General features: G+C 67.4%; 21 protein-coding genes. 12 read left to right on the forward strand and 9 right to left on the reverse strand.

Annotated features, from left to right (window positions below):
• From Q8N10_RS11485 to Q8N10_RS11500, 4 genes are all read left to right on the forward strand, one after another.
• On the forward strand, positions 1-932 hold a 932-nt coding region (locus tag Q8N10_RS11485), incomplete at its 5' end, for a flagellar hook-length control protein FliK (protein ID WP_305663924.1).
• A 10-nt stretch (positions 933-942) separates the two neighbouring features.
• Positions 943-1656 carry a flagellar hook assembly protein FlgD gene (locus Q8N10_RS11490; RefSeq protein WP_304778575.1) on the forward strand — a complete coding sequence of 238 codons (714 nt, stop codon included), beginning with the start codon at positions 943-945 and terminating at the stop codon, positions 1654-1656.
• Between the two features lie 57 nt (positions 1657-1713).
• Positions 1714-3105 (forward strand): flagellar hook protein FlgE, encoded by a 1392-nt coding sequence (locus Q8N10_RS11495; protein ID WP_304778578.1) that lies wholly within the window; start codon positions 1714-1716, stop codon positions 3103-3105.
• Between the two features lie 167 nt (positions 3106-3272).
• Positions 3273-3563, forward strand: a complete 291-nt coding sequence (locus tag Q8N10_RS11500) for a DUF1153 domain-containing protein (RefSeq protein WP_215341474.1) — start codon at positions 3273-3275, stop codon at positions 3561-3563.
• Positions 3564-3687: 124 nt separating this feature from the next.
• On the opposite strand, the gene Q8N10_RS11505 is transcribed toward Q8N10_RS11500, so the two are convergent.
• Entirely contained in the window at positions 3688-4983 is a 1296-nt protein-coding gene (locus Q8N10_RS11505) for a hemolysin family protein (protein WP_304778581.1), read from the reverse strand.
• Positions 4984-5147: 164 nt separating this feature from the next.
• On the opposite strand from Q8N10_RS11505, the gene Q8N10_RS11510 reads away from it, so the two are divergent.
• Positions 5148-5546, forward strand: a complete 399-nt coding sequence (locus tag Q8N10_RS11510) for a DUF5367 family protein (RefSeq protein ID WP_304778584.1) — start codon at positions 5148-5150, stop codon at positions 5544-5546.
• Between the two features lie 33 nt (positions 5547-5579).
• On the opposite strand, the gene Q8N10_RS11515 is transcribed toward Q8N10_RS11510, so the two are convergent.
• Positions 5580-5960 (reverse strand): RusA family crossover junction endodeoxyribonuclease, encoded by a 381-nt coding sequence (locus Q8N10_RS11515; RefSeq protein ID WP_304778587.1) that lies wholly within the window; start codon positions 5958-5960, stop codon positions 5580-5582.
• Positions 5961-6056: 96 nt separating this feature from the next.
• On the opposite strand from Q8N10_RS11515, the gene fumC reads away from it, so the two are divergent.
• On the forward strand, positions 6057-7448 hold the full coding sequence (fumC, locus tag Q8N10_RS11520; RefSeq protein WP_304778590.1) for a class II fumarate hydratase: 1392 nt from the start codon (positions 6057-6059) through the stop codon (positions 7446-7448).
• A 3-nt stretch (positions 7449-7451) separates the two neighbouring features.
• Positions 7452-8216, forward strand: a complete 765-nt coding sequence (locus tag Q8N10_RS11525) for a phytanoyl-CoA dioxygenase family protein (protein ID WP_304778592.1) — start codon at positions 7452-7454, stop codon at positions 8214-8216.
• Positions 8217-8565: 349 nt separating this feature from the next.
• Here the strand turns inward: Q8N10_RS11525 and Q8N10_RS11530 are convergent, their stop codons facing one another.
• The gene (locus Q8N10_RS11530) at positions 8566-9498 is read right to left on the reverse strand and encodes an iron-containing redox enzyme family protein (protein WP_304778595.1); all 933 of its coding nucleotides are present in this window, start codon (positions 9496-9498) and stop codon (positions 8566-8568) included.
• A 101-nt stretch (positions 9499-9599) separates the two neighbouring features.
• On the reverse strand, positions 9600-10571 hold the full coding sequence (locus tag Q8N10_RS11535; protein ID WP_304778675.1) for a polyprenyl synthetase family protein: 972 nt from the start codon (positions 10569-10571) through the stop codon (positions 9600-9602).
• Between the two features lie 178 nt (positions 10572-10749).
• Here Q8N10_RS11535 and Q8N10_RS11540 point away from each other — a divergent pair, with 178 nt between their 5' ends.
• Positions 10750-11490, forward strand: a complete 741-nt coding sequence (locus tag Q8N10_RS11540) for a tRNA1(Val) (adenine(37)-N6)-methyltransferase (protein WP_304778598.1) — start codon at positions 10750-10752, stop codon at positions 11488-11490.
• Here the strand turns inward: Q8N10_RS11540 and Q8N10_RS11545 are convergent.
• Positions 11487-11777, reverse strand: coding sequence for a zf-TFIIB domain-containing protein (locus Q8N10_RS11545; RefSeq protein WP_304778601.1), 291 nt, complete (start codon positions 11775-11777; stop codon positions 11487-11489). The two genes, Q8N10_RS11540 and Q8N10_RS11545, sit on opposite strands and share 4 nt — an antisense overlap.
• Positions 11778-12077: 300 nt before the next feature.
• On the opposite strand from Q8N10_RS11545, the gene Q8N10_RS11550 reads away from it, so the two are divergent.
• Together Q8N10_RS11550 and Q8N10_RS11555 are read left to right on the forward strand one after the other, a co-directional pair.
• The gene (locus Q8N10_RS11550) at positions 12078-12827 is read left to right on the forward strand and encodes a TIGR02281 family clan AA aspartic protease (RefSeq protein ID WP_304778603.1); all 750 of its coding nucleotides are present in this window, start codon (positions 12078-12080) and stop codon (positions 12825-12827) included.
• A gap of 7 nt (positions 12828-12834) precedes the next feature.
• Positions 12835-12993 carry a 2-oxoglutarate and iron-dependent oxygenase domain-containing protein gene (locus Q8N10_RS11555; protein ID WP_304778605.1) on the forward strand — a complete coding sequence of 53 codons (159 nt, stop codon included), beginning with the start codon at positions 12835-12837 and terminating at the stop codon, positions 12991-12993.
• A gap of 58 nt (positions 12994-13051) precedes the next feature.
• Here the strand turns inward: Q8N10_RS11555 and ilvC are convergent, their stop codons facing one another.
• Together ilvC and Q8N10_RS11565 are read right to left on the reverse strand one after the other, a co-directional pair.
• Positions 13052-14071 (reverse strand): ketol-acid reductoisomerase, encoded by a 1020-nt coding sequence (gene ilvC / locus Q8N10_RS11560; RefSeq protein ID WP_304778607.1) that lies wholly within the window; start codon positions 14069-14071, stop codon positions 13052-13054.
• Positions 14072-14237: 166 nt separating this feature from the next.
• Positions 14238-15074 carry an RcnB family protein gene (locus tag Q8N10_RS11565; RefSeq protein WP_304778611.1) on the reverse strand — a complete coding sequence of 279 codons (837 nt, stop codon included), beginning with the start codon at positions 15072-15074 and terminating at the stop codon, positions 14238-14240.
• A gap of 241 nt (positions 15075-15315) precedes the next feature.
• Here Q8N10_RS11565 and Q8N10_RS11570 point away from each other — a divergent pair, with 241 nt between their 5' ends.
• The gene (locus Q8N10_RS11570) at positions 15316-15858 is read left to right on the forward strand and encodes a DUF924 family protein (RefSeq protein WP_304778614.1); all 543 of its coding nucleotides are present in this window, start codon (positions 15316-15318) and stop codon (positions 15856-15858) included.
• A 4-nt stretch (positions 15859-15862) separates the two neighbouring features.
• On the opposite strand, the gene Q8N10_RS11575 is transcribed toward Q8N10_RS11570, so the two are convergent.
• Both Q8N10_RS11575 and Q8N10_RS11580 read right to left on the reverse strand, forming a co-directional pair.
• Entirely contained in the window at positions 15863-16141 is a 279-nt protein-coding gene (locus tag Q8N10_RS11575; RefSeq protein WP_304778616.1) for a hypothetical protein, read from the reverse strand.
• A gap of 90 nt (positions 16142-16231) precedes the next feature.
• Positions 16232-16501: a hypothetical protein gene (locus tag Q8N10_RS11580; protein WP_304778618.1), complete on the reverse strand. Its 270-nt coding sequence runs from the start codon at positions 16499-16501 to the stop codon at positions 16232-16234.
• 102 nt (positions 16502-16603) lie between these two features.
• On the opposite strand from Q8N10_RS11580, the gene Q8N10_RS11585 reads away from it, so the two are divergent.
• On the forward strand, positions 16604-17449 hold the full coding sequence (locus tag Q8N10_RS11585; RefSeq protein WP_304778620.1) for a thymidylate synthase: 846 nt from the start codon (positions 16604-16606) through the stop codon (positions 17447-17449).
• Positions 17450-17543 lie beyond the last annotated feature (94 nt).

Below are 17543 nucleotides of genomic sequence, written 5' to 3' on the forward strand. Positions count from 1 at the left end.
GGCTGGTGTTCATCGGCCCGCCGCCCGCGGCCATCGCCGCCGCAGCCGTCGCCGCCACCAACCCCGCCCCGCCGCCCGCGCCTGTCGCTGACACCGCCGACGCTCCGGCCGCCGTAGAGGCCGTGGTCGCCGCGGACGCGGTGGAGACCGCCGAGGCTGACGCCGCGCCCGCCCCCCCTGTCGCCGCGCCCAAGACCAAGACCGCCGCCCGGGCCGCCCGCAATGAGACCGGCGCCCGCGCCGAGCCCACCACCGCGCCCACCGTCGCCGTGGCCGACGCCGACCCCCTGGGTCCGGTGGTCGCCCCGACGCAGACTGCCGAGACCTTCGACTCCGGCTCCCAGGGCAAGCGCGAGAACGCCGCGCCGACCGTGGAGGCCAAGGCCGACACCGACACCGGTCAACCCGTCGCCCCCAATGTCGGCGAGGCCGCCGCGACCGCCTCCACCTCGGCGCCCGTCGAGGCGCGCGCCGGTCCGCAGACCGTCGCCCACCTGGCCGCCCAGATCGTCAAGAAACTGGAAGGCCGCTCCACCCAGTTCGACGTCGCCCTCAACCCCGAGGGCATGGGCCGGGTGGACGTGCGCATCGAGATCGGCGCCCAGGGCCGGCTCACCGCCTCCATGTCCTTCGAGAACCCCCAGGCCGCCGCCGAACTGCGCACCCGGGCCAATGAACTTCAGAAAGCCCTTGAACAGGCCGGCTTCGACGTCAGCGGCGGCCTTCGCTTCGACGTCGCCGCCGACCGCGGCCATGGCCAGGCCGGTCAGGGCCAGTTCGGCCAGGACGCCCAGAACAACGGCGGCGCCTGGCGCGGCAAGGCCTTCCAGGCGGCGCTCGACAGCGCCGACCCGTCCGCCGACGTCGCGCTGTCGGGCGGCCTCAACCTCCAACGTCGGACCCTGATGTCTGGCGTCGACGTGCGAATTTAGGAAGCGTCAGATGGTAGATGCAGTTTCAAGTGTCGGTCAGACCGCCGCCCAGTCGGGCACCAAGCGTCTCGCCGAGAGCTTCGACACCTTTCTCAACCTGCTGACCACGCAGTTGAAGAACCAGGACCCGCTCTCGCCCCTGGACTCCAACCAGTTCACCCAGCAGCTCGTCCAGATGACCGGCGTGGAGCAGCAGCTCTACGGCAATCAGCTGATGGAGAAGCTGGTGGCCAACACCGGTAGCGGGATCTCCACCGCCGTGGCCCTGATCGGCCGGGACGTCAAAGCCGGCACGGCTGAAAACGCCATCAAGGACGGCAAGGCGACCTGGAACTTCAACCTCAACCGGGCGGCCGACGACCTGAAGCTCGAGGTCATCGATTCCAAGGGGCGCACCGTCTACAGCGAGGCCCCGGCCGACATGAGGGCCGGTGACCACACCTTCAAATGGAACGGCAAGGACACCAGCGGCAAGCAGCTGGACGACGGTGGCCCCTACAGCTTGAGGGTCACGGCCAAGGATAGCGCCGGAACCGGCGTCATCTCCAAGGTCAGCATCCAAGGCGTCGTCACCGGCGTCGAGCAGGTCGACGGCAAGACCCTGATCACCATCAACGGCGCGAAGATTCCCTGGGAGACCGTGACCTCGATCAACGAGGCCGCGCCCACCAACACCGCCAACAACAACGACAACAAGCCTACCCCGGACGAAGCGGCCGCCTGAGGCGCTTCGACTCCCTAACCCTTTGCGACCCCCGCAGAACGAAAGAAGGCAACAACCATGAGCATCAACAGCGCAATGCTCGCCGGCGTCTCGGGCCTGGTGTCGAACTCGTCGGCCCTGGCCGCCATCTCCGACAACATCGCCAACGTCAACACCACCGCCTACAAGCGCAACCAGGTGAACTTCGCCAACGTGGTGACCGCCCAGGCCGTGAAGGGTCGCTATTCGGCCGGCGGGGTGCAGGCGGTGACCCGCCAGTTCGTCGGCCAGCAGGGTCTGATCACCAGCGCCTCGTCGCCCACCGACCTCGGCATCTCCGGCGACGGCTTCTTCGTCGTCACCCAGAAGGCCAACGGCCTGACCGCCGCCGACAACCGCTCCTTCACCCGGTCGGGCTCGTTCAGCGTCGACGCCGACGGCTTCATGGTCAACGACGCCAAGCTCTATCTGCAGGGCTGGCCCGTCGAGGACGACGGCACCATGGACATCAACCCGTCGGACCTCACCAAGCTGGAGCCGATCAACGTCAAGAACCTGGGCGCCGCGGTGCGTCCCACCGCCAATGTCGCCATCAACGCCAATGTCGACAAGCGCCTGCCCACGGCCCAGGTCGACCTAACGGCCTATGACCCCAACGTCCAGGCCACCAGCATGGCCGGCTACTCCGATGGCCAGAACACCATCTACAAGCCCGACTTCACCATCGAGATGAACGTGATCGACTCCACGGGCGGCTCGCACAAGATCGCCATGTCGTTGATCCACGACCCGGCGGTGACCAACGAGTTCCGAGCCGAGATCTACGCGATCCCGGGGTCGGAGATCGGCGACGGCACCACCTCGGGCCTGATCACCTCGGGCACCGTGCGCTTCACCGCCACCGGCCAGTTCGACAAGGCCAACTCCACCCTGTTCGGCGCGCTGGACGCCGATCCGCAGATCGTGCTCGGCGACTCCGACGGCGGCGCCGCACCGGCCTGGGCCACGGCGCTCGGCATCACCGGCCAGACCATCGACTTCGACTTCGACCGCCTGGCCTCGCGGCCCGAAACCTCCTCGGTGACCCAGGTCAACTCCGACGGCGCCAGCGTCGGCAACGTGGTGGGCGTCGAGGTCGACGAGAACGGCGTGGTCTCGGCCATCTTCGACAACTCCGAGATCCGCCAGGTGGCCAAGATCGCGCTCGCCACCTTCCCAAACCCCGATGGCCTGACCCCGGTCAGCGGCAACGCCTACCGCCCGACGATCCAGAGCGGTGAGTTCGTTCTGAAGGAGCCGACGGTGGCCGGCGCCGGTCAGATCGCGGCCTCTACCCTGGAAGCCTCCACGGTCGACTTGTCGGCGGAGTTCACAGGACTGATCTCAACGCAGAAAGCTTACTCCGCCTCTTCGAAGATCATCACAACGGCCGACCAGATGCTAGAAGAACTCATCAACATTAAGCGATAAGTCTTGGCGTTAATCAGCTTTAACTGGTGATGACATCTTAGACTGTACCGTTTTAGTACATGGGGGAGTGAATGATTAGGCCTTTTTTTACTATTGCGATTCACCGGCTGTTATGGCCTGCGTCGTATACTCCCTCCGAATTGTGATGGTGGGAAAGGCGTAAAGCCATGTTGCAACAACAACAGCAGACCCGGACGAACAGCCGCGGCGAGCCTTATGTGATCGGTCCGACGGGGGTTCCCCTGACGATCGCCGATCTGCCGCCGGTGGACACCGGGCGCTGGGTGATCCGGCGCAAGGCTGAGGTCGTCGCCGCGGTGCGCGGCGGGCTGCTGACACTCGACGAGGCGTGCGAGCGCTACTCCCTGACCAACGAGGAATTCCTCGCCTGGCAGAAATCTATCGACCGTCATGGTCTGGCGGGCCTGCGGACCACGCGCCTGCAACAGTATCGCTGAACTCAACTCCCCCCAGATTGATGTTCGCGATGTGGCCGCCCCGGGCAACCGGGGCGGCCACACCCGTTCTGGGGGGCCGCCCGGCGCAGGTTCCGCCGGAAAGGCCGCACTTGATTAGAGCGCTCTAGGGACGCCGTCGGGCCTCCCGGAAGATCAGCTTGTCAATTCGGCGCCCGTCCATGTCGACGACCTCGACCTCGTATCCGCCAAGCCGGAGAATCTCTCCCTCCGCCGGGAAGCGGCCGAGCCTGTTGAGCACCAGGCCCGCCACCGTGTGGTAGCCTTGGCCCTCGCTCAGATCCTCGCCGATGATGTCGCCAAGTTCGAACAGGTCGGACCGGCCGTCCACCAGGTAGCTGCCGTCTTCGCGCCGCAGGATGCGGGCCTCCGGCTCGTCATGGCTCTCGTTGAAGTCCCCCGCGATCATCTCCAGCAGGTCGGTGGGGGTGACGACGCCCTCCAGGCTGCCGAACTCATCGACGATGAACGCCATGTGGGTGGGCGAGGACTTGAAGAGCTCCAGGGTCTTCAGGACCGTCGTGGTTTCCGGGATATACAGCGGCGCGCGCACCATGCTCTCGAGATCGAGGGGGTCGCCCGCCAGCAGCGCGTCGGCGACCTGCGCCTTGTGCGCGATCCCCAGGGGATCATCGATGCCGCCGCTCCGCGAGACGACGAACCGCGAGTAGGGACAGGTACGGATATCATTGCGAAGCACCTCGTCGGGATCGTCGAGGGACACCCAGTAGACCTCCCGGCGCGGGGTCATGGCGACGCGAACCGGCCGGTCTCCGAGGCGCATCACCTCGTGCATCATCGCCCGCTCCTCCGGCTCGATGATCCCGGCGCCCGCGCCTTCGGCCAGGACCGTCTCCACCTCCTCCTGAGTGATGACGTCGCCCTGCACATCCTTGATCCGCAAGATCATCAGGACGGCGGCCGTCGAGCCGGTGAGAAAGGTCACGAACGGTCCCATGCCGGCGGCCATCAGGGTCAGCGGCCGCGCCACGACCGCCGCGATGGTTTCCGGCATCAGCAGCGCCAGACGCTTGGGCACCAACTCGCCGACGATCAGCGACAGGTAGGTCAGCACGACCACCACCACACCGGTGGAGATCGCCTCCGAATAGTCGGCGAACCCCGGGACGTTCTCGAGGATCTTGTCAAACTCCGCGGCGATGGTGGCCTGACCAAATGCGCCGGCCAGAATGCCGATGAGGGTGATGCCGACCTGGACTGAGGAGAGGAAACGGGTCGGATCCTCGGCCAGCAGCAGGGCTGCGGCGGCGCCTTTGTCCCCCCGCTCCGCCCGGCTCTGCAGCTTCTGTTTTCGAGAGGAGACGACCGCCAGCTCGGACATGGCGAAGACGCCGTTCAAGACCACCAACAGGAGGACCACGGCGGAGGCGAGGAGAAGCATTGCTTGAGGCTCAAACGAGGCTGTCCTGCAGCCCCTTGAAAACATACCGCGCTTTGCGGAGGCAGGTGAACGATTCAGCCTGAGCACGGGACCTCCGCCTGCGCCTGACCCTGGCATGACTTGCGCACAGCTCCGCTTCAACGAAGCCGTTGGAGGGGTTTGCCGTGTCGAAACAGGACGGAATGTGGTTCGGGCTGGCGGGCGCCCTGGTCTGGGGCGCGGCGACGCTGTTCTATGTGGTCTTCGCCCGGGGCGTCATCGAGCACGCCTTCTGGTTCTACGTCGTCAACGCCGCCCTGGTGGCCATGGCGCTGGGGCTGTTCTTCCACATCACCGTGCGGTTCCTGGCCACGCCCCGCCGGCATCGCCGGCTCGCGGCCCTGATCTTCGCCGCCCCGGGCTTGGTGGGCGCGATGCTGCTTGGCCTCAACTTCTCGACCGTCCTGCCGCAGCTGCCGCCTGAGAGCCATGGCCGCTATGTCGCCCTGGTCCTGGTCAGCTACGCCCTGATGATGGCCCAGGCCCTGGAGCCCAGAACAAAGCGGGGGCCTGCCAAGAACTAGAGGGTGACGGGCGCCGAGACCGGCGTCCGGCTGTCACCCTCTGGGCCAGGGGCTGAGATCCGACAGCTTGCGGATCGTCACGGCGATCCGTTCCCGCTCGCCCGCGCGGCGCTCCACCAGCAGGCGGGCCACCTGGGCGTCGTCGTGGAAGGCGTAGCCCTTGATGGCGTCCAGGATCGCCTTGGCCAGGTTGTCGAGGTCCATCCAGGGCGGGTCGCCCACATATTCCATGACGATCTCCACCGAGAACTCGCCCCACGCCGGGCGCGATCCGCGCCAGGCCTTGCGGAAGAACTCGTGGATCAGCGGCTTGTAGACCTTGGCCTGGGTCGACAAGCCGTCGACCATGACCTCCATCACCCCCTCGCTCTCGCGGGCGCGCACCTTGGCGTGATGGGTCCAGCCGTCGTCCATGCCGCCCCTCTTAGACAGCTTTGCGCGGCGCCAGAACCCTTGCGCTCCTGACCGGCCCGGTTAAACCGGCGCATCGACCTGCCAGGAGGCCAGACCATGACCGCGACCCGCACCGAAACCGACACCTTCGGCCCGATCGAGGTCGCCTCCGACGTCTATTGGGGCGCCCAGGCCCAGCGCAGCATCCAGAACTTCAAGATCGGCTGGGAGAAGCAGCCCAAACCGGTCGTCCGCGCGCTCGGCATCGTCAAGCGCGCCGCAGCCGAGGCCAATATGGAACTGGGCCGCCTGGATCCGGTGATCGGCGCGGCCATCGTCGCCGCCGCCCAGGAAGTGATCGACGGCAAGCTGGACGACCACTTCCCGCTCTCGGTCTGGCAGACCGGCTCGGGCACCCAGTCCAACATGAACGCCAACGAGGTGATCTCGAACCGCGCCATCGAGATGCTGGGCGGGGTGATGGGCTCCAAGACCCCGGTCCATCCCAACGACCACGTCAATATGAGCCAGTCGTCCAACGACACCTATCCCACCGCCATGCACATCGCCTGCGCCGAGCAGGTGGCCAAGGAGGTGATGCCGGCCCTCGAGCACCTGCACGCCGCGCTGAAGGTCAAGACCAAGGCCTTCGACCACATCATCAAGATCGGCCGCACCCACACCCAGGACGCCACCCCCCTGACGCTCGGCCAGGAATTCTCCGGCTACACCCAGCAGATCGCCAACGGCGTGCGTCGCATCAAGGACACCCTGGCGGGCCTCTATGAACTGGCCCAGGGCGGCACCGCCGTCGGCACGGGCCTGAACGCCCCGGTGGGCTTCGCCGAACTGGTGGCCGCCAAGATCGCGGCCATCACCCGCCTGCCCTTCATCACCGCCCCCAACAAGTTCGAGGCGCTGGCCGCCCACGACGCCATGGTCTTCAGCCACGGCGCGCTGAACACCGTGGCCGGCAGCCTGTTCAAGATCGCCAACGACATCCGCTTCCTGGGCTCGGGCCCGCGGTCCGGCCTGGGCGAGCTCTCCCTGCCGGAGAACGAGCCGGGCTCGTCGATCATGCCGGGCAAGGTCAATCCCACCCAGTGCGAGGCCCTGACCATGGTCTGCACCCAGGTGTTCGGCAACAACGCCGCCATGACCTTCGCCGGGGCCTCGGGGCACTTCGAGCTGAACGTCTTCAATCCCGTCATGGCCTACAACTTCCTGCAGTCCTGCCGCCTGCTGGCCGACGCCTCCATCAGCTTCACCGACAACTGCGTGGTGGGGATCGAGGCCCGCGAGGACAACATCAAGGCCGCCCTCGACCGCTCGCTGATGCTGGTCACCGCGCTCGCCCCCAAGATCGGCTATGACGCGGCCGCCAAGATCGCCAAGACCGCCCACAAGAACGGCACCACCCTGCGCGAGGAAGCCGTCGGTGGCGGCTACGTCACCGACGCCGAGTTCGACGAAGTGGTGCGGCCGGAGAACATGATCCACCCGGGGTGATCCATGAGCACCTTCGAATTCCAGCGTGACGGTCTGCAACTCTATCCGACGGTCTATGACGACGCTGGGATCGAGCGGCTTCGCGGAATTCCGACCAAAGGACCAGGAGCCCGGCTGCAGGATGACAGCCTTCCGGACCTGCTGTGGCCGGTCAGCCGGATCGCCTCCAGGCTCCTGGGCATAGGTGCCCAGCCCGTCCGGGCCGTGCTGTTCGACAAGACCGCCGAGCGCAATTGGGCGCTCGGCTGGCACCAGGATCGAACGCTGGTTGTCGAAGAGCGCCGGGAGGTCGAAGGCTTCGGCCCCTGGTCGCGCAAGGACGGAGCGCTTCACGTCGCGCCGCCCATCGAACTTCTGCAGCGCATGGCGACATTCCGCATCCACCTGGATCCCTGCGGCGCCGACAACGCGCCGCTCCAGGCAGCAGTGGGCTCTCACAGGTGCGGATATGTGGCGGCCGATCAGGCGGCGGCCGAGGCCGAACAACATCCCGTCGCCCAATGCCTGGCGCAGGCCGGCGACGTCTGGGCCTATTCGACGCCGATCCTCCATGCCTCTGCTCGGGCGGATGCTCCGGCCCGGCGCCGGGTCCTGCAGGTGGACTACGCGACCTTCGCGCTTCCCGGAGGCCTCGTGTGGCGCGGCGTGGCCCTCGCCCATCGTCAGACGGCTGCGGAGTGGGCAGAAGAGAACGCTGAGGCCATCAAAGCGAACCGTGAACGGATCGCCAAACACGGCATATTCGGCGAGGACTTGCGGCGGTGGTGAGATGGAAAACGCTAGCACTCGCTTCGCTTGCGCTGCCGCTCCTTTTGGCAGCGACCGAGAGGCCTCTGTCATCGAATGAGGTCAGCTTCACGCGCTCGCCGCCTCCCCCTTACGTTCCGACCAAAACGGATCAGGACAAGTTCGAGAGAGCCTTCGTCGTCGTTTGCAGAATCATTGAGTCCGGACGCCTGGGCGCTTGCCGCCCAGAGAAAGGCGGGCGTGTGGGAGCCGACGATGCCGCGTGGGCGGTTGGCTGGATCTCCACGTGGCGCGTATCGCTGAAAGCGCGAGACGGCACTTTCACCCACGGCCGGTCCATCAGGATACCGATCCGGCTTCGTACTGGCCCCTACTCCGCCGCGTAGACCAGCGGGTGGGCGTGGGCCCAGAGGTGGGCGCGGTAGGTTTCGAAGCACTGCTCGCCGCAGATCAGGCGCATGACGGCGCCTTCGGCGATGTGGCGGGCGCATTCCGGCGTCTCGGTCACCAGCGGGATCAGGGCCTCGGCGTTCCAGGCCTTCGAGTGCTCGACGTCCAGGTGGGCGTGCAGGGCGAAGTACTTGCGGCCCTCGGGGCTGACCCCCAGGCGCTTGAGGCCGGCGTCCACCGCGCCGACGCGGGTCGGGGCGGTCAGCTCCACGACGCCGAGCGCGCCGATCGACTGGTAGGTATATCGTCGGGTGGTGGCGAAGGCCGTCATCACATTGGCCAGGCACAGCGACTGCCACAGGGTGGAGTCGATGGTCGGGTGCAGGTCCAGGCCCTGGGTGGTCCGCTCCAGCATCGGGCTGTGCATGCCGGCCTCGTTGCCGCGCCCCATCTCGTCCCAATAGTTGCGGGCCAGCTCCAGCTTGGGGCGGGCCGGCAGCTTCACCTGGGTCAGGGCCACCAGGTCGTCGAAGCCAGCCTCGCCGGCGGCCTCCTGGGTCAGGAACCAGCGCATGTCGTGGATGCTGGCCTCGTTCTCCAGCCAGGCGAACAGCGGGTCCCATTGGCCGGGGCCCGAGGTCTTGAGCTCCTCGAACCAGGCGATAAAGCCGTCGGGATCGGTGGGGACAGCCGCCACCAGCGGGGCGATGTGTTCGCGGAAGGCCTCGATGAACGAGCCTTCGAAATGCTTCATCCGGGCCTCTTCGGCCACCTCGGCCCGCCAGTCGTCAGACGGCGTTCCCACCGCCATGCGGCGATGGTTCCAGTGGGCCAGGCCCTTGTGCAGGGCCTCGGCGTCGGGGAATTGAGGATTAAAGGCGCCCAGACGCGCCAGTCGTTCGCCACCAAACACGTGGATATTCTCCCTACTTGCGATCGTAGGAGCGTTTGAAAAGCGGGCAGGTTCCTATGCCGGACGCCCGACAAACAGGCGAAACGCCTTGTCCGGAGCGATCAGCGCAGGCGGCTGACCGCGAAGTCGGCGAGGTCTTCCAGCGCGGGCCGCCAGCTGTTGCCGGCCGGGAACTCCGCGAGTTCGCCCTTGGCCTTGCCGGCGTAGTCGGCGGCCAGGTCGAGGGTGGCGTCCAGGGCGCCGACCCCGGTGATCAGATCCCGCGCCCGCTCGAAATCGCCGTCGGCCTGTTCCAGCCGCGCCACCGCCCGGTCCCAGAACGCCTTCTCAGCCGCGCCGGTGCGGGCGATGGCCAGCAGCAGGGGCAGGGTCGCCTTGCCTTCGCGGAAGTCGTCGCCGGGATTCTTGCCCAGGTCCTTGCTGACGCCGCTGTAGTCCAGGCTGTCGTCCACCAGCTGGAAGGCGACCCCCAGGTCCTGGCCATACTTGCGCAGGGCCAGGCACTGTTCAGGGCTGGCGCCGGCGGAGACCGCGCCGGCCTCGGCCGCGGCGGCGAACAGCTCGGCGGTCTTGGCCTTGATGATCTCCAGGTACATGTCCTGGTGCAGGTTCAGGTCGTGGGCGCGGGTCAGTTGCAGCACCTCACCCTCGGCAATCACCCGGCTGGCGCGCGCCAGGATCTCCAGGGCCTGCATGGAGCCGGCCTCGACCATCAGTTCGAAGGCGCGCGCGAACAGGAAGTCCCCCACCAGGACACTGGCCGGCGCGCCCCAGATCAGGTGGGCGGCGACCTTGCCCCGGCGCAGTTCGGAGGAATCCACCACGTCGTCGTGCAGCAGGGTGGCGGTGTGGATGAACTCCACCGCGGCCGCCAGCTTGAGGCAGGAATCGTCCTGGGCGCCCGACAGGCGCGCCGCGGCGATGGTCAGCAGGGGCCGCAGACGCTTGGCCGAGCCGCCGATCAGGTGTTCGGCCAGGGCCGGGATCACCGCCACCGGGCTCTGCATCCGATCGCGGATCAGGGCGTCGACGCCAGCCATGTCAGGCTGCGCGAGTTCCATAAGGCCGTCGATGGAGGCGGGCTTTCGGGTGACCGGGGCGCTGACTGCGGCCACGAGGACTCCTGGTCTAGGCGACGACGATACGGGGGGACCGCCGTTTGCGGGGACAATGGTGACGCGATAAGGCACGGTCAAGGAGAGCACAACGCCCCACCGTTCCGATATGGCGATTACGAGTCAGCAAGCCGACATGGACGCAACACCCGAGGACCGGCTTCTGGACGGTCGCGTGCGCCTGCGTCAGGCGCCGGAAGGCTACCGCGCGGGCATGGACGCCGCCCTGCTGGCGGCCGCCTGTGACGCGTCCGAGGGCGCCCGCGTGCTGGAGGCAGGCTGCGGGGTCGGCGGCGCCTTGCTGGCCGCGGCGGCCCGCCGGCCGGGGGCCCTGTTCGTCGGGCTGGAGCGCGATCCGGCTACGGCCGCCCTGGCCCGGGAGAACGTGGCGCTGAACGATATGGCGGCGCGGGTGGAGATTCTGGAGGGCGACGTCGCCCTGCCCTTCAAGACCTTGGGCCTGGACCCCTTCGACGCCGTTATGGCCAACCCGCCGTACTTCGACGATCCCAAAGCCCTGCGCGCGCCGGCGCCCGCCAAGCAGGGCGCCTGGATGGCCGATGGCGGCCTTGAGGCCTGGACAAGCTTCCTGCTGAAGGCGGTGCGGGAAGGCGGGGCGATCACCCTGATCCACCGCGCCGATCGCCTGGCCGACATTCTGTCCCTGCTGGCGCCCAAGACCGGCTCCTTCCAGGTCCGGCCCATCCACGCCCACGCCGATGCGCCGGCCAAACGGGTGCTGGTCCGCGCCCTCAAGACGGGCAAGGCGCCGCTGCAGCTTTTGCCGCCCCTGGTCCTGCACCCGCGCGAAGGCGCCAAGCACACGGCCGAGGCCGAGGCGATCCTGCGGGGGACCGCAAGGCTCGAGTGGGTCTAGTCGAAGATATCGAACAGATCGAAGCGCTTCTTGCGCCGGTAGCCGGGGTGACGGTGGTCATCGTCGTCGTCATCGTAATCGCGCCGAGGACGCTCGGGTTCGCGCCACATGCGCGGCGCGGCGCTCTCCTGGGCCGGCGCTTCCCCGCGCCCGGCCGCGATCAGCTTCTCAAGCTCCCCACGGTCCAGCCACACGCCCCGGCAGGACGGGCACATGTCGAACTCCACGGCTTGCCGGCTGACGGCCGACATCGAGGTGTTGCAGTTAGGGCAAAGCAGGAGGGGCATCGGATGGGGCGCTCCATGACATCCGGTTCAAGGGATGGGTGCGCCCGACGACCGGGACCGAGGACTGGGGGGCCAAACCTTCTAGGACCCAGCATCGAGCGCACCCGATGCAGTCCGACATCGCGATCCGCTCGGGGAGGAGAGCTATGGATCGCCAGAGGGGCCCGGCCTGCGATCCATGAGCTAGGTAGCCCGCGCGCGTTTGGGAAGGGTCGGCGCGGTCTTTTTTTGATCGGCCCCTGGCGGGCGACGGCGCGCGCCGTCTAACCTCTCACGAGGCAACTCGCAGACGGAGCGTGCGTGACCGGACCTTGGCAGCCTGACGAGAACGAGCCGGCTCCGCGCAGCGTGACCCCGGTGCGCCTGCTGATCTGGCTCGCGGGCCTGGCCGCCGTGATGCTTGGGGTGTGGGGCCTTCTTCAGGCGTTTCCAGGGGTCATCAGCTCGCCGGAGGACTGGGCCTGGGTGGGCTGGGGCGTCTTCATGATGGCCCTGTTCTCCACCGCCATGCTGGACGTCGGCCGTATCCGCTGGGCCGAAAAGGCGCGCCATGCCGCGATCTGGGCCGGCATTGTCGCGGTGCTGATCCTGGCGGTCAGCTACCGTGCCGAGCTCGCCGGGGTGGCCCAGAGGGTGCGCATGACCCTGTCACCCTCCTATCCTGTCGCTACCGGGCCGCGCGAACTGGTGGTCAGCGCCGGCGACGGCGGTCATTTCCTGGTCATGGGCGAGGTCAACGGCCAGCGGGTCCGCTTCCTGGTGGACACCGGGGCCAGCGAGACGGTGCTGAGCCCCGCCGACGCCGCCCGCGTGGGGATCGATCTCGCCGCCCTGAAGTTCGACCGGGCGTCCGAGACCGCCAACGGCGTGGGCTACGGCGCGGCCTTCGAGGCCGACAGCCTGTCGGTGGGGGCCATCACCTTCCGCGACATGCCGATCATGATCAACCAGGCCCCGATGAGCAGCTCCCTGCTGGGAATGACCTTCCTGCGCCGCCTGGAGTCCTTCCAGGTCAAGGGCGACAGGCTCCTTATGAAGGCCCACGAGTAGCCGACGCATGGACGCCAATGTATCCGTCATAAGCCTGGCCGCGCCGCCGGCGCAGGTTCGCGAGCAGCTGGCCAGGGCCTGCGCCGACTGGGGCTTCTTCCATCTCGTGGGCCACGGCCTCGATCCTGGCCTGCTCGGCGCGGTCATCAGCGACTGCCGCGCATAGCAAAAGGGGCCGGACCTGCGTCCGACCCCTCTCATCTTCGGTCTGCGGGAACCGCCGCCTAGTTGCGCGCGGTGTCCACCAGCTTGTTTTTGGTGATCCAGGGCATCATGGCGCGCAGACGGGCGCCGACTTCCTCGATCTGGTGTTCGGAGCCCCGGCGGCGGGTAGCCTTGAAGCTCGGCGCGCCGACCGCGTTCTCCTGCATGAAGTCACGCACGAAGCGGCCCGACTGGATGTCCTCCAGCACGCGCTTCATCTCGGCCTTGGTGTCCGGCGTCACGATGCGCGGGCCGGTCACGTACTCGCCGTACTCGGCGGTGTTGGAGATCGAGTAGTTCATGTTGGCGATGCCGCCTTCGTAGATCAGGTCCACGATCAGCTTCACCTCGTGCAGGCACTCGAAATAGGCCATCTCCGGCGCGTAGCCCGCCTCGACCAGGGTTTCGAAGCCGGCGCGGATCAGCTCCACCAGGCCACCGCACAGCACGGCCTGCTCGCCGAACAGGTCGGTTTCGCATTCCTCGCGGAAGGTGGTCTCGATGACGCCCGAACGGCCGCCGCCGATGGCCGAGGCGTAGGCCAGGCCAAAGTCGTGGGCGGCGCCCGTGGCGTTCTGGTGGATGGCGATCAGGCAGGGCACGCCGCCGCCCTTCTGGTACTCGCCGCGCACGGTGTGGCCCGGGCCCTTGGGGGCGATCATCAGCACGTCGATCGAGTCTTTCGGCTCGATCAGGTTGAAGTGCACGTTCAGGCCGTGGGCGAACAGCAGGGCTGCGCCGTCCTTGATGTTGGGGGCGATCTCTTCGTTATAGATGCCGCGCTGCAGTTCGTCGGGCGCCAGCACCATGATGGCGTCGGCCCAGGCCGAGGCCTCGGCCACGCTCATCACCTTCAGGCCGTCGGCTTCCACCTTCTTGGCGGTGGCCGAGCCGGGGCGAAGCGCCACCACGACGTTCTTCACGCCGGATTCCGACAGGTTCAGCGCATGGGCGCGACCCTGGCTGCCATAGCCTACGATGGCGATCTTCTTGTCCAGGATGCGGGCGAGGTCGGCGTCGCGGTCGTAGTAGACGCGCATGGTCATTCTCCTGAAGACGAAGGTCGCCACGACGTCGCGCAACGGCGCCGCAGCAAAGGCGGGGCTTTGCAGCGGAATTTTGCGCGAAGGTCAAGCCGAACGGGCGCTTACAGGACATTTCGTCCCGTGACGCCCTCCCTCCCCTCTCGGGGAGGGAGGGATCAGATCACCAGAAGACGTCGTGGATCACCTGGACCACGCGGCCGGAGAACATGTCCACCAGCAGCACGTCGCCGCCAACCCGGACATATTCATAGCCAATCGGCGGGATCGGCAGGCCGTAGGACCACCAGTCGTTCAGCCGGTACTGGCTGCTCCACCAGCTGCGCGGCAGTTGGTCGCCATAGCTCCAGCTGCGGATGTAGAACCCTGACGGCGGGCGATAGGCATAGCCGCGATAGCGCTGATGGCTACGGAAGTTCTGGCCGTAGTGGCGGCGGTCGAAGCGGGGGCGCTGCTGGTGGCGGTCGGGACGCCAGTCGCGGCCGTTGTTGTTCCAGCCACTGCTGTTGGCGCCGTTGTTGTTCCAGCGCGGATCGCGGTCGTTGCGGCCGTCCCGGTCGCCGCGCCCATCCCGGTCGTTGCGATCGTCGTGACGTTGGCTCTGCCAGGTTTGCCCCTGTCGCAGCCCCTGGCCATGGTTCCAGCGCTGCCCGTTCTGGGACGGCTGCTGAGCTTGCTGGCCCTGCTGCCCCGGCTGACGCGACTGCCAGTTGGGATCGCCACGGCGGCCACCCTGGCGGACCTGCGGCTGGCCCTGGGGCTGCGCCTGGGCCTGCGGCTGCGGCTGAGCCTGGGGTTGCGGCGCCTGCGCCTGGGGCGCCGGTTGGCGTTCCTGCAGGGAGGGCGGCACGTTGCGCGAACTGGCCCGCATCGCCGGATTGTAGCCGCCGTCGCCGCGGCTCTCGCGCCGGCGCTCTTCGCCATTGTCCTGGGCCAGGGCCGCCGGGGCCGTGGAGGCCAGCAGCACCAGCGCCAGGGCGCCCTTCATAACCGTCTTCATGTCACTGTTCCCTGGCCGGACACGGCCGATGGCTGTCCCTTTAGCCAAGGTTAATGGCCGGGCCTGTGTGAACCGCGCTTGAACGGAATCCCCGGTGACCTGACATAGAGCGCGTCAGGGTTAAGTGGAGGCCGGTTAATCCGCCCGACGCGCTCTACACTTTAGAAATTAGAGCCTTTTGAACGGGTCAGATTTTTCATCTGACCCTAAAGGCTCTAGGGGCCGACCAAGGGAGAGCGCGATGCCCGCCACACCGCACGACATCACCGGCTTCTGGCGGACCGCCGGCCCCAAGCGCTGGTTCGCCAAGAACCCCAACTTCGACGCCGCCATCCAGCTGAAGTTCGAGCCGGTGCACTACATGGCCGCCCTGGGCCGCCACGACGCCTGGATGGCCACCGCCGAGGGCTCCCTGGCCCTGCTGATCCTGCTGGACCAGTTCCCGCGCAACCTTTGGCGGGGCACCGGCCACGCCTTCGCCACGGACGGCAAGGCCCGCCTGATCGCCCGTCACGCGGTGGCGACCGGCCAGGACCTGGAGATCGAGCCCCTGCTGCGGCCGTTCGTCTACCTGCCCTTCGAGCATTCCGAGGACATGGCCGACCAGGACGAGGCCGTGCGGCTCTGCACGGCGCTGGGCGACCCCGAGACGCTGAGATACGCCGAGATGCACCGCGACATCATCCAGCGCTTCGGACGCTTCCCGCACCGGAACGTCTCCCTTGGACGCACGACGACTCCGGAGGAGCAGGCCTTCCTGGACGAGGGCGGGTTCGCGGGCTGAAGCGCTAGTGGTTTATCTGCTGCGAGTTCTGGCTCTCGATGAACTGCTCACGCTCCCGCTCCTGGCGCGCCTCCAGCTCGGCCTTGTCGTAGCAGACCCGCTTGGTGAAGCGGGTGCCGGTGGTGGTCTCCGTCCGGCAGATCATCTTGATCCGCTTCTCGCCCTTCTTCAGCGGCGCGGCGACCGGGACCCGCTCCACCACAGCGGGCGCCTGTGGCGCGGACGCGGGCTCTTTGTCATCCGCAGCGCCCAGCGCCGCAGCCATCAACAGGACAAGAATCATGAAACCCCCAGTCTGGAACTCTACCCAAGGTTCCACATCCTGCGGGGGTGAGGCAATCGCGGACCTGCCGGGAGGCGAACCTCCGGGACGTCAGCGGCCGCGGACGTCGGAGAAGGCCGACTTCATGGCCATCTGCCGCATGGCCTCCTGGTCTTCCTCCGAGCGCCGCTTCCAGTCCTCCAGGGACAGGCAGGTGCGCTTGGCCAGGCGGGTGCCGGTGGGAGCCTCCTGGCGGCAGACCATCTTGATCCGCTGCTCGCCCTTGTTCAGGGGGGCGGCGACGGGGATGGCCTGGGGCGTGGCGGCGGCGGGCTGGTCGGCGCCGCTGAGCGCGGCGGACATGAGCAGGGCGAGGATCATGGGCATAAGTCCAAAGTGTCGCGTGAGCCGAGCTTGCTACCGGTATAGGCCAGACACAAGCTCATCACTGCAGCAACCGATTCGATTTTTGATCCGGAAATCATGAACGCGCCTGTCCGCCATCTTGTCCGTGACCGCGCCGCGCCGGAGCATCCCGAGCGACAGTATCTCGACCTGCTGGCCGACATCCTGGAGAACGGCGTGGAGCGCGGCGACCGCACCGGCACTGGCACGCTCGGCGTCTTCGGCCGCCAGATGCGGTTTGACCTGTCCCAGGGCTTCCCCCTGCTCACCACCAAGCAGCTGCACAGGAAGTCGATCTTCGTGGAGCTGCTGTGGTTCCTGAGGGGCGATACAAACGTTCGTTGGCTCCAGGAGCGCGGCGTCTCCATCTGGGATGAGTGGGCCGATGCGAACGGCGAACTCGGCCCCGTCTACGGCAAGCAGTGGCGCTCCTGGACCGCCCCGGACGGCCGGGTGATCGACCAGATCGCCGCGGTGATCCACAGCCTGAAGACCAATCCCGACAGCCGCCGCCACATCGTCTCGGCCTGGAACCCGGCCGAGATCGAGGACATGGCCCTGCCCCCTTGCCACTGCCTCTTCCAGTTCTTCGTCGCCGACGGCAAGCTGTCGTGCCAGCTCTACCAGCGCTCCGCCGACGTCTTCCTGGGCGTGCCCTACAACATCGCCAGCTACGCCCTGCTGACCATGATGATGGCCAAGGTGGTGGGCCTGCAGCCCGGCGAGTTCGTCCATACGCTCGGCGACGCCCACCTCTATCTGAACCACCTCGACCAGGCCCGCGAGCAACTGACCCGCGATCCCCTGCCCCTCCCGCGCCTGGAGATCGCCGACAAGGCCGACCTGTTTTCCTACGAGTACGAGGACTTCAAGCTGCGCGGCTACAAGGCCCACGAGAAGATCAGCGCGCCGATCGCGGTGTAAACCCGCACATCCCGGCGAAGGCCGGGACCCAGATGCATCCGCCGCATTCCGGATTCCTGGCTCAGTCCTGACTTAAGGTCTGGATCCCGGCCTT

This window comes from Phenylobacterium sp. (assembly GCF_030693625.1).
In the GTDB taxonomy this organism is placed as follows: domain Bacteria; phylum Pseudomonadota; class Alphaproteobacteria; order Caulobacterales; family Caulobacteraceae; genus Phenylobacterium; species Phenylobacterium ferrooxidans.

What these genes read in the sequence shown, in the direction of transcription:
- Q8N10_RS11490 (WP_304778575.1), top strand. Translation starts at nt 943, where the DNA reads ATGGTAGATGCAGTTTCAAGTGTCGGTCAGACCGCCGCCCAGTCGGGC.
- Q8N10_RS11495 (WP_304778578.1), top strand. Translation starts at nt 1,714, where the DNA reads ATGAGCATCAACAGCGCAATGCTCGCCGGCGTCTCGGGCCTGGTGTCG.
- Q8N10_RS11500 (WP_215341474.1), top strand. Translation starts at nt 3,273, where the DNA reads ATGTTGCAACAACAACAGCAGACCCGGACGAACAGCCGCGGCGAGCCT.
- Q8N10_RS11505 (WP_304778581.1), bottom strand. Translation starts at nt 4,983, where the DNA reads ATGCTTCTCCTCGCCTCCGCCGTGGTCCTCCTGTTGGTGGTCTTGAAC.
- Q8N10_RS11515 (WP_304778587.1), bottom strand. Translation starts at nt 5,960, where the DNA reads ATGGACGACGGCTGGACCCATCACGCCAAGGTGCGCGCCCGCGAGAGC.
- fumC (WP_304778590.1), top strand. Translation starts at nt 6,057, where the DNA reads ATGACCGCGACCCGCACCGAAACCGACACCTTCGGCCCGATCGAGGTC.
- Q8N10_RS11525 (WP_304778592.1), top strand. Translation starts at nt 7,452, where the DNA reads ATGAGCACCTTCGAATTCCAGCGTGACGGTCTGCAACTCTATCCGACG.
- Q8N10_RS11540 (WP_304778598.1), top strand. Translation starts at nt 10,750, where the DNA reads ATGGACGCAACACCCGAGGACCGGCTTCTGGACGGTCGCGTGCGCCTG.
- Q8N10_RS11545 (WP_304778601.1), bottom strand. Translation starts at nt 11,777, where the DNA reads ATGCCCCTCCTGCTTTGCCCTAACTGCAACACCTCGATGTCGGCCGTC.
- Q8N10_RS11555 (WP_304778605.1), top strand. Translation starts at nt 12,835, where the DNA reads ATGGACGCCAATGTATCCGTCATAAGCCTGGCCGCGCCGCCGGCGCAG.
- ilvC (WP_304778607.1), bottom strand. Translation starts at nt 14,071, where the DNA reads ATGCGCGTCTACTACGACCGCGACGCCGACCTCGCCCGCATCCTGGAC.
- Q8N10_RS11565 (WP_304778611.1), bottom strand. Translation starts at nt 15,074, where the DNA reads ATGAAGACGGTTATGAAGGGCGCCCTGGCGCTGGTGCTGCTGGCCTCC.
- Q8N10_RS11570 (WP_304778614.1), top strand. Translation starts at nt 15,316, where the DNA reads ATGCCCGCCACACCGCACGACATCACCGGCTTCTGGCGGACCGCCGGC.
- Q8N10_RS11575 (WP_304778616.1), bottom strand. Translation starts at nt 16,141, where the DNA reads ATGATTCTTGTCCTGTTGATGGCTGCGGCGCTGGGCGCTGCGGATGAC.
- Q8N10_RS11580 (WP_304778618.1), bottom strand. Translation starts at nt 16,501, where the DNA reads ATGATCCTCGCCCTGCTCATGTCCGCCGCGCTCAGCGGCGCCGACCAG.
- Q8N10_RS11585 (WP_304778620.1), top strand. Translation starts at nt 16,604, where the DNA reads ATGAACGCGCCTGTCCGCCATCTTGTCCGTGACCGCGCCGCGCCGGAG.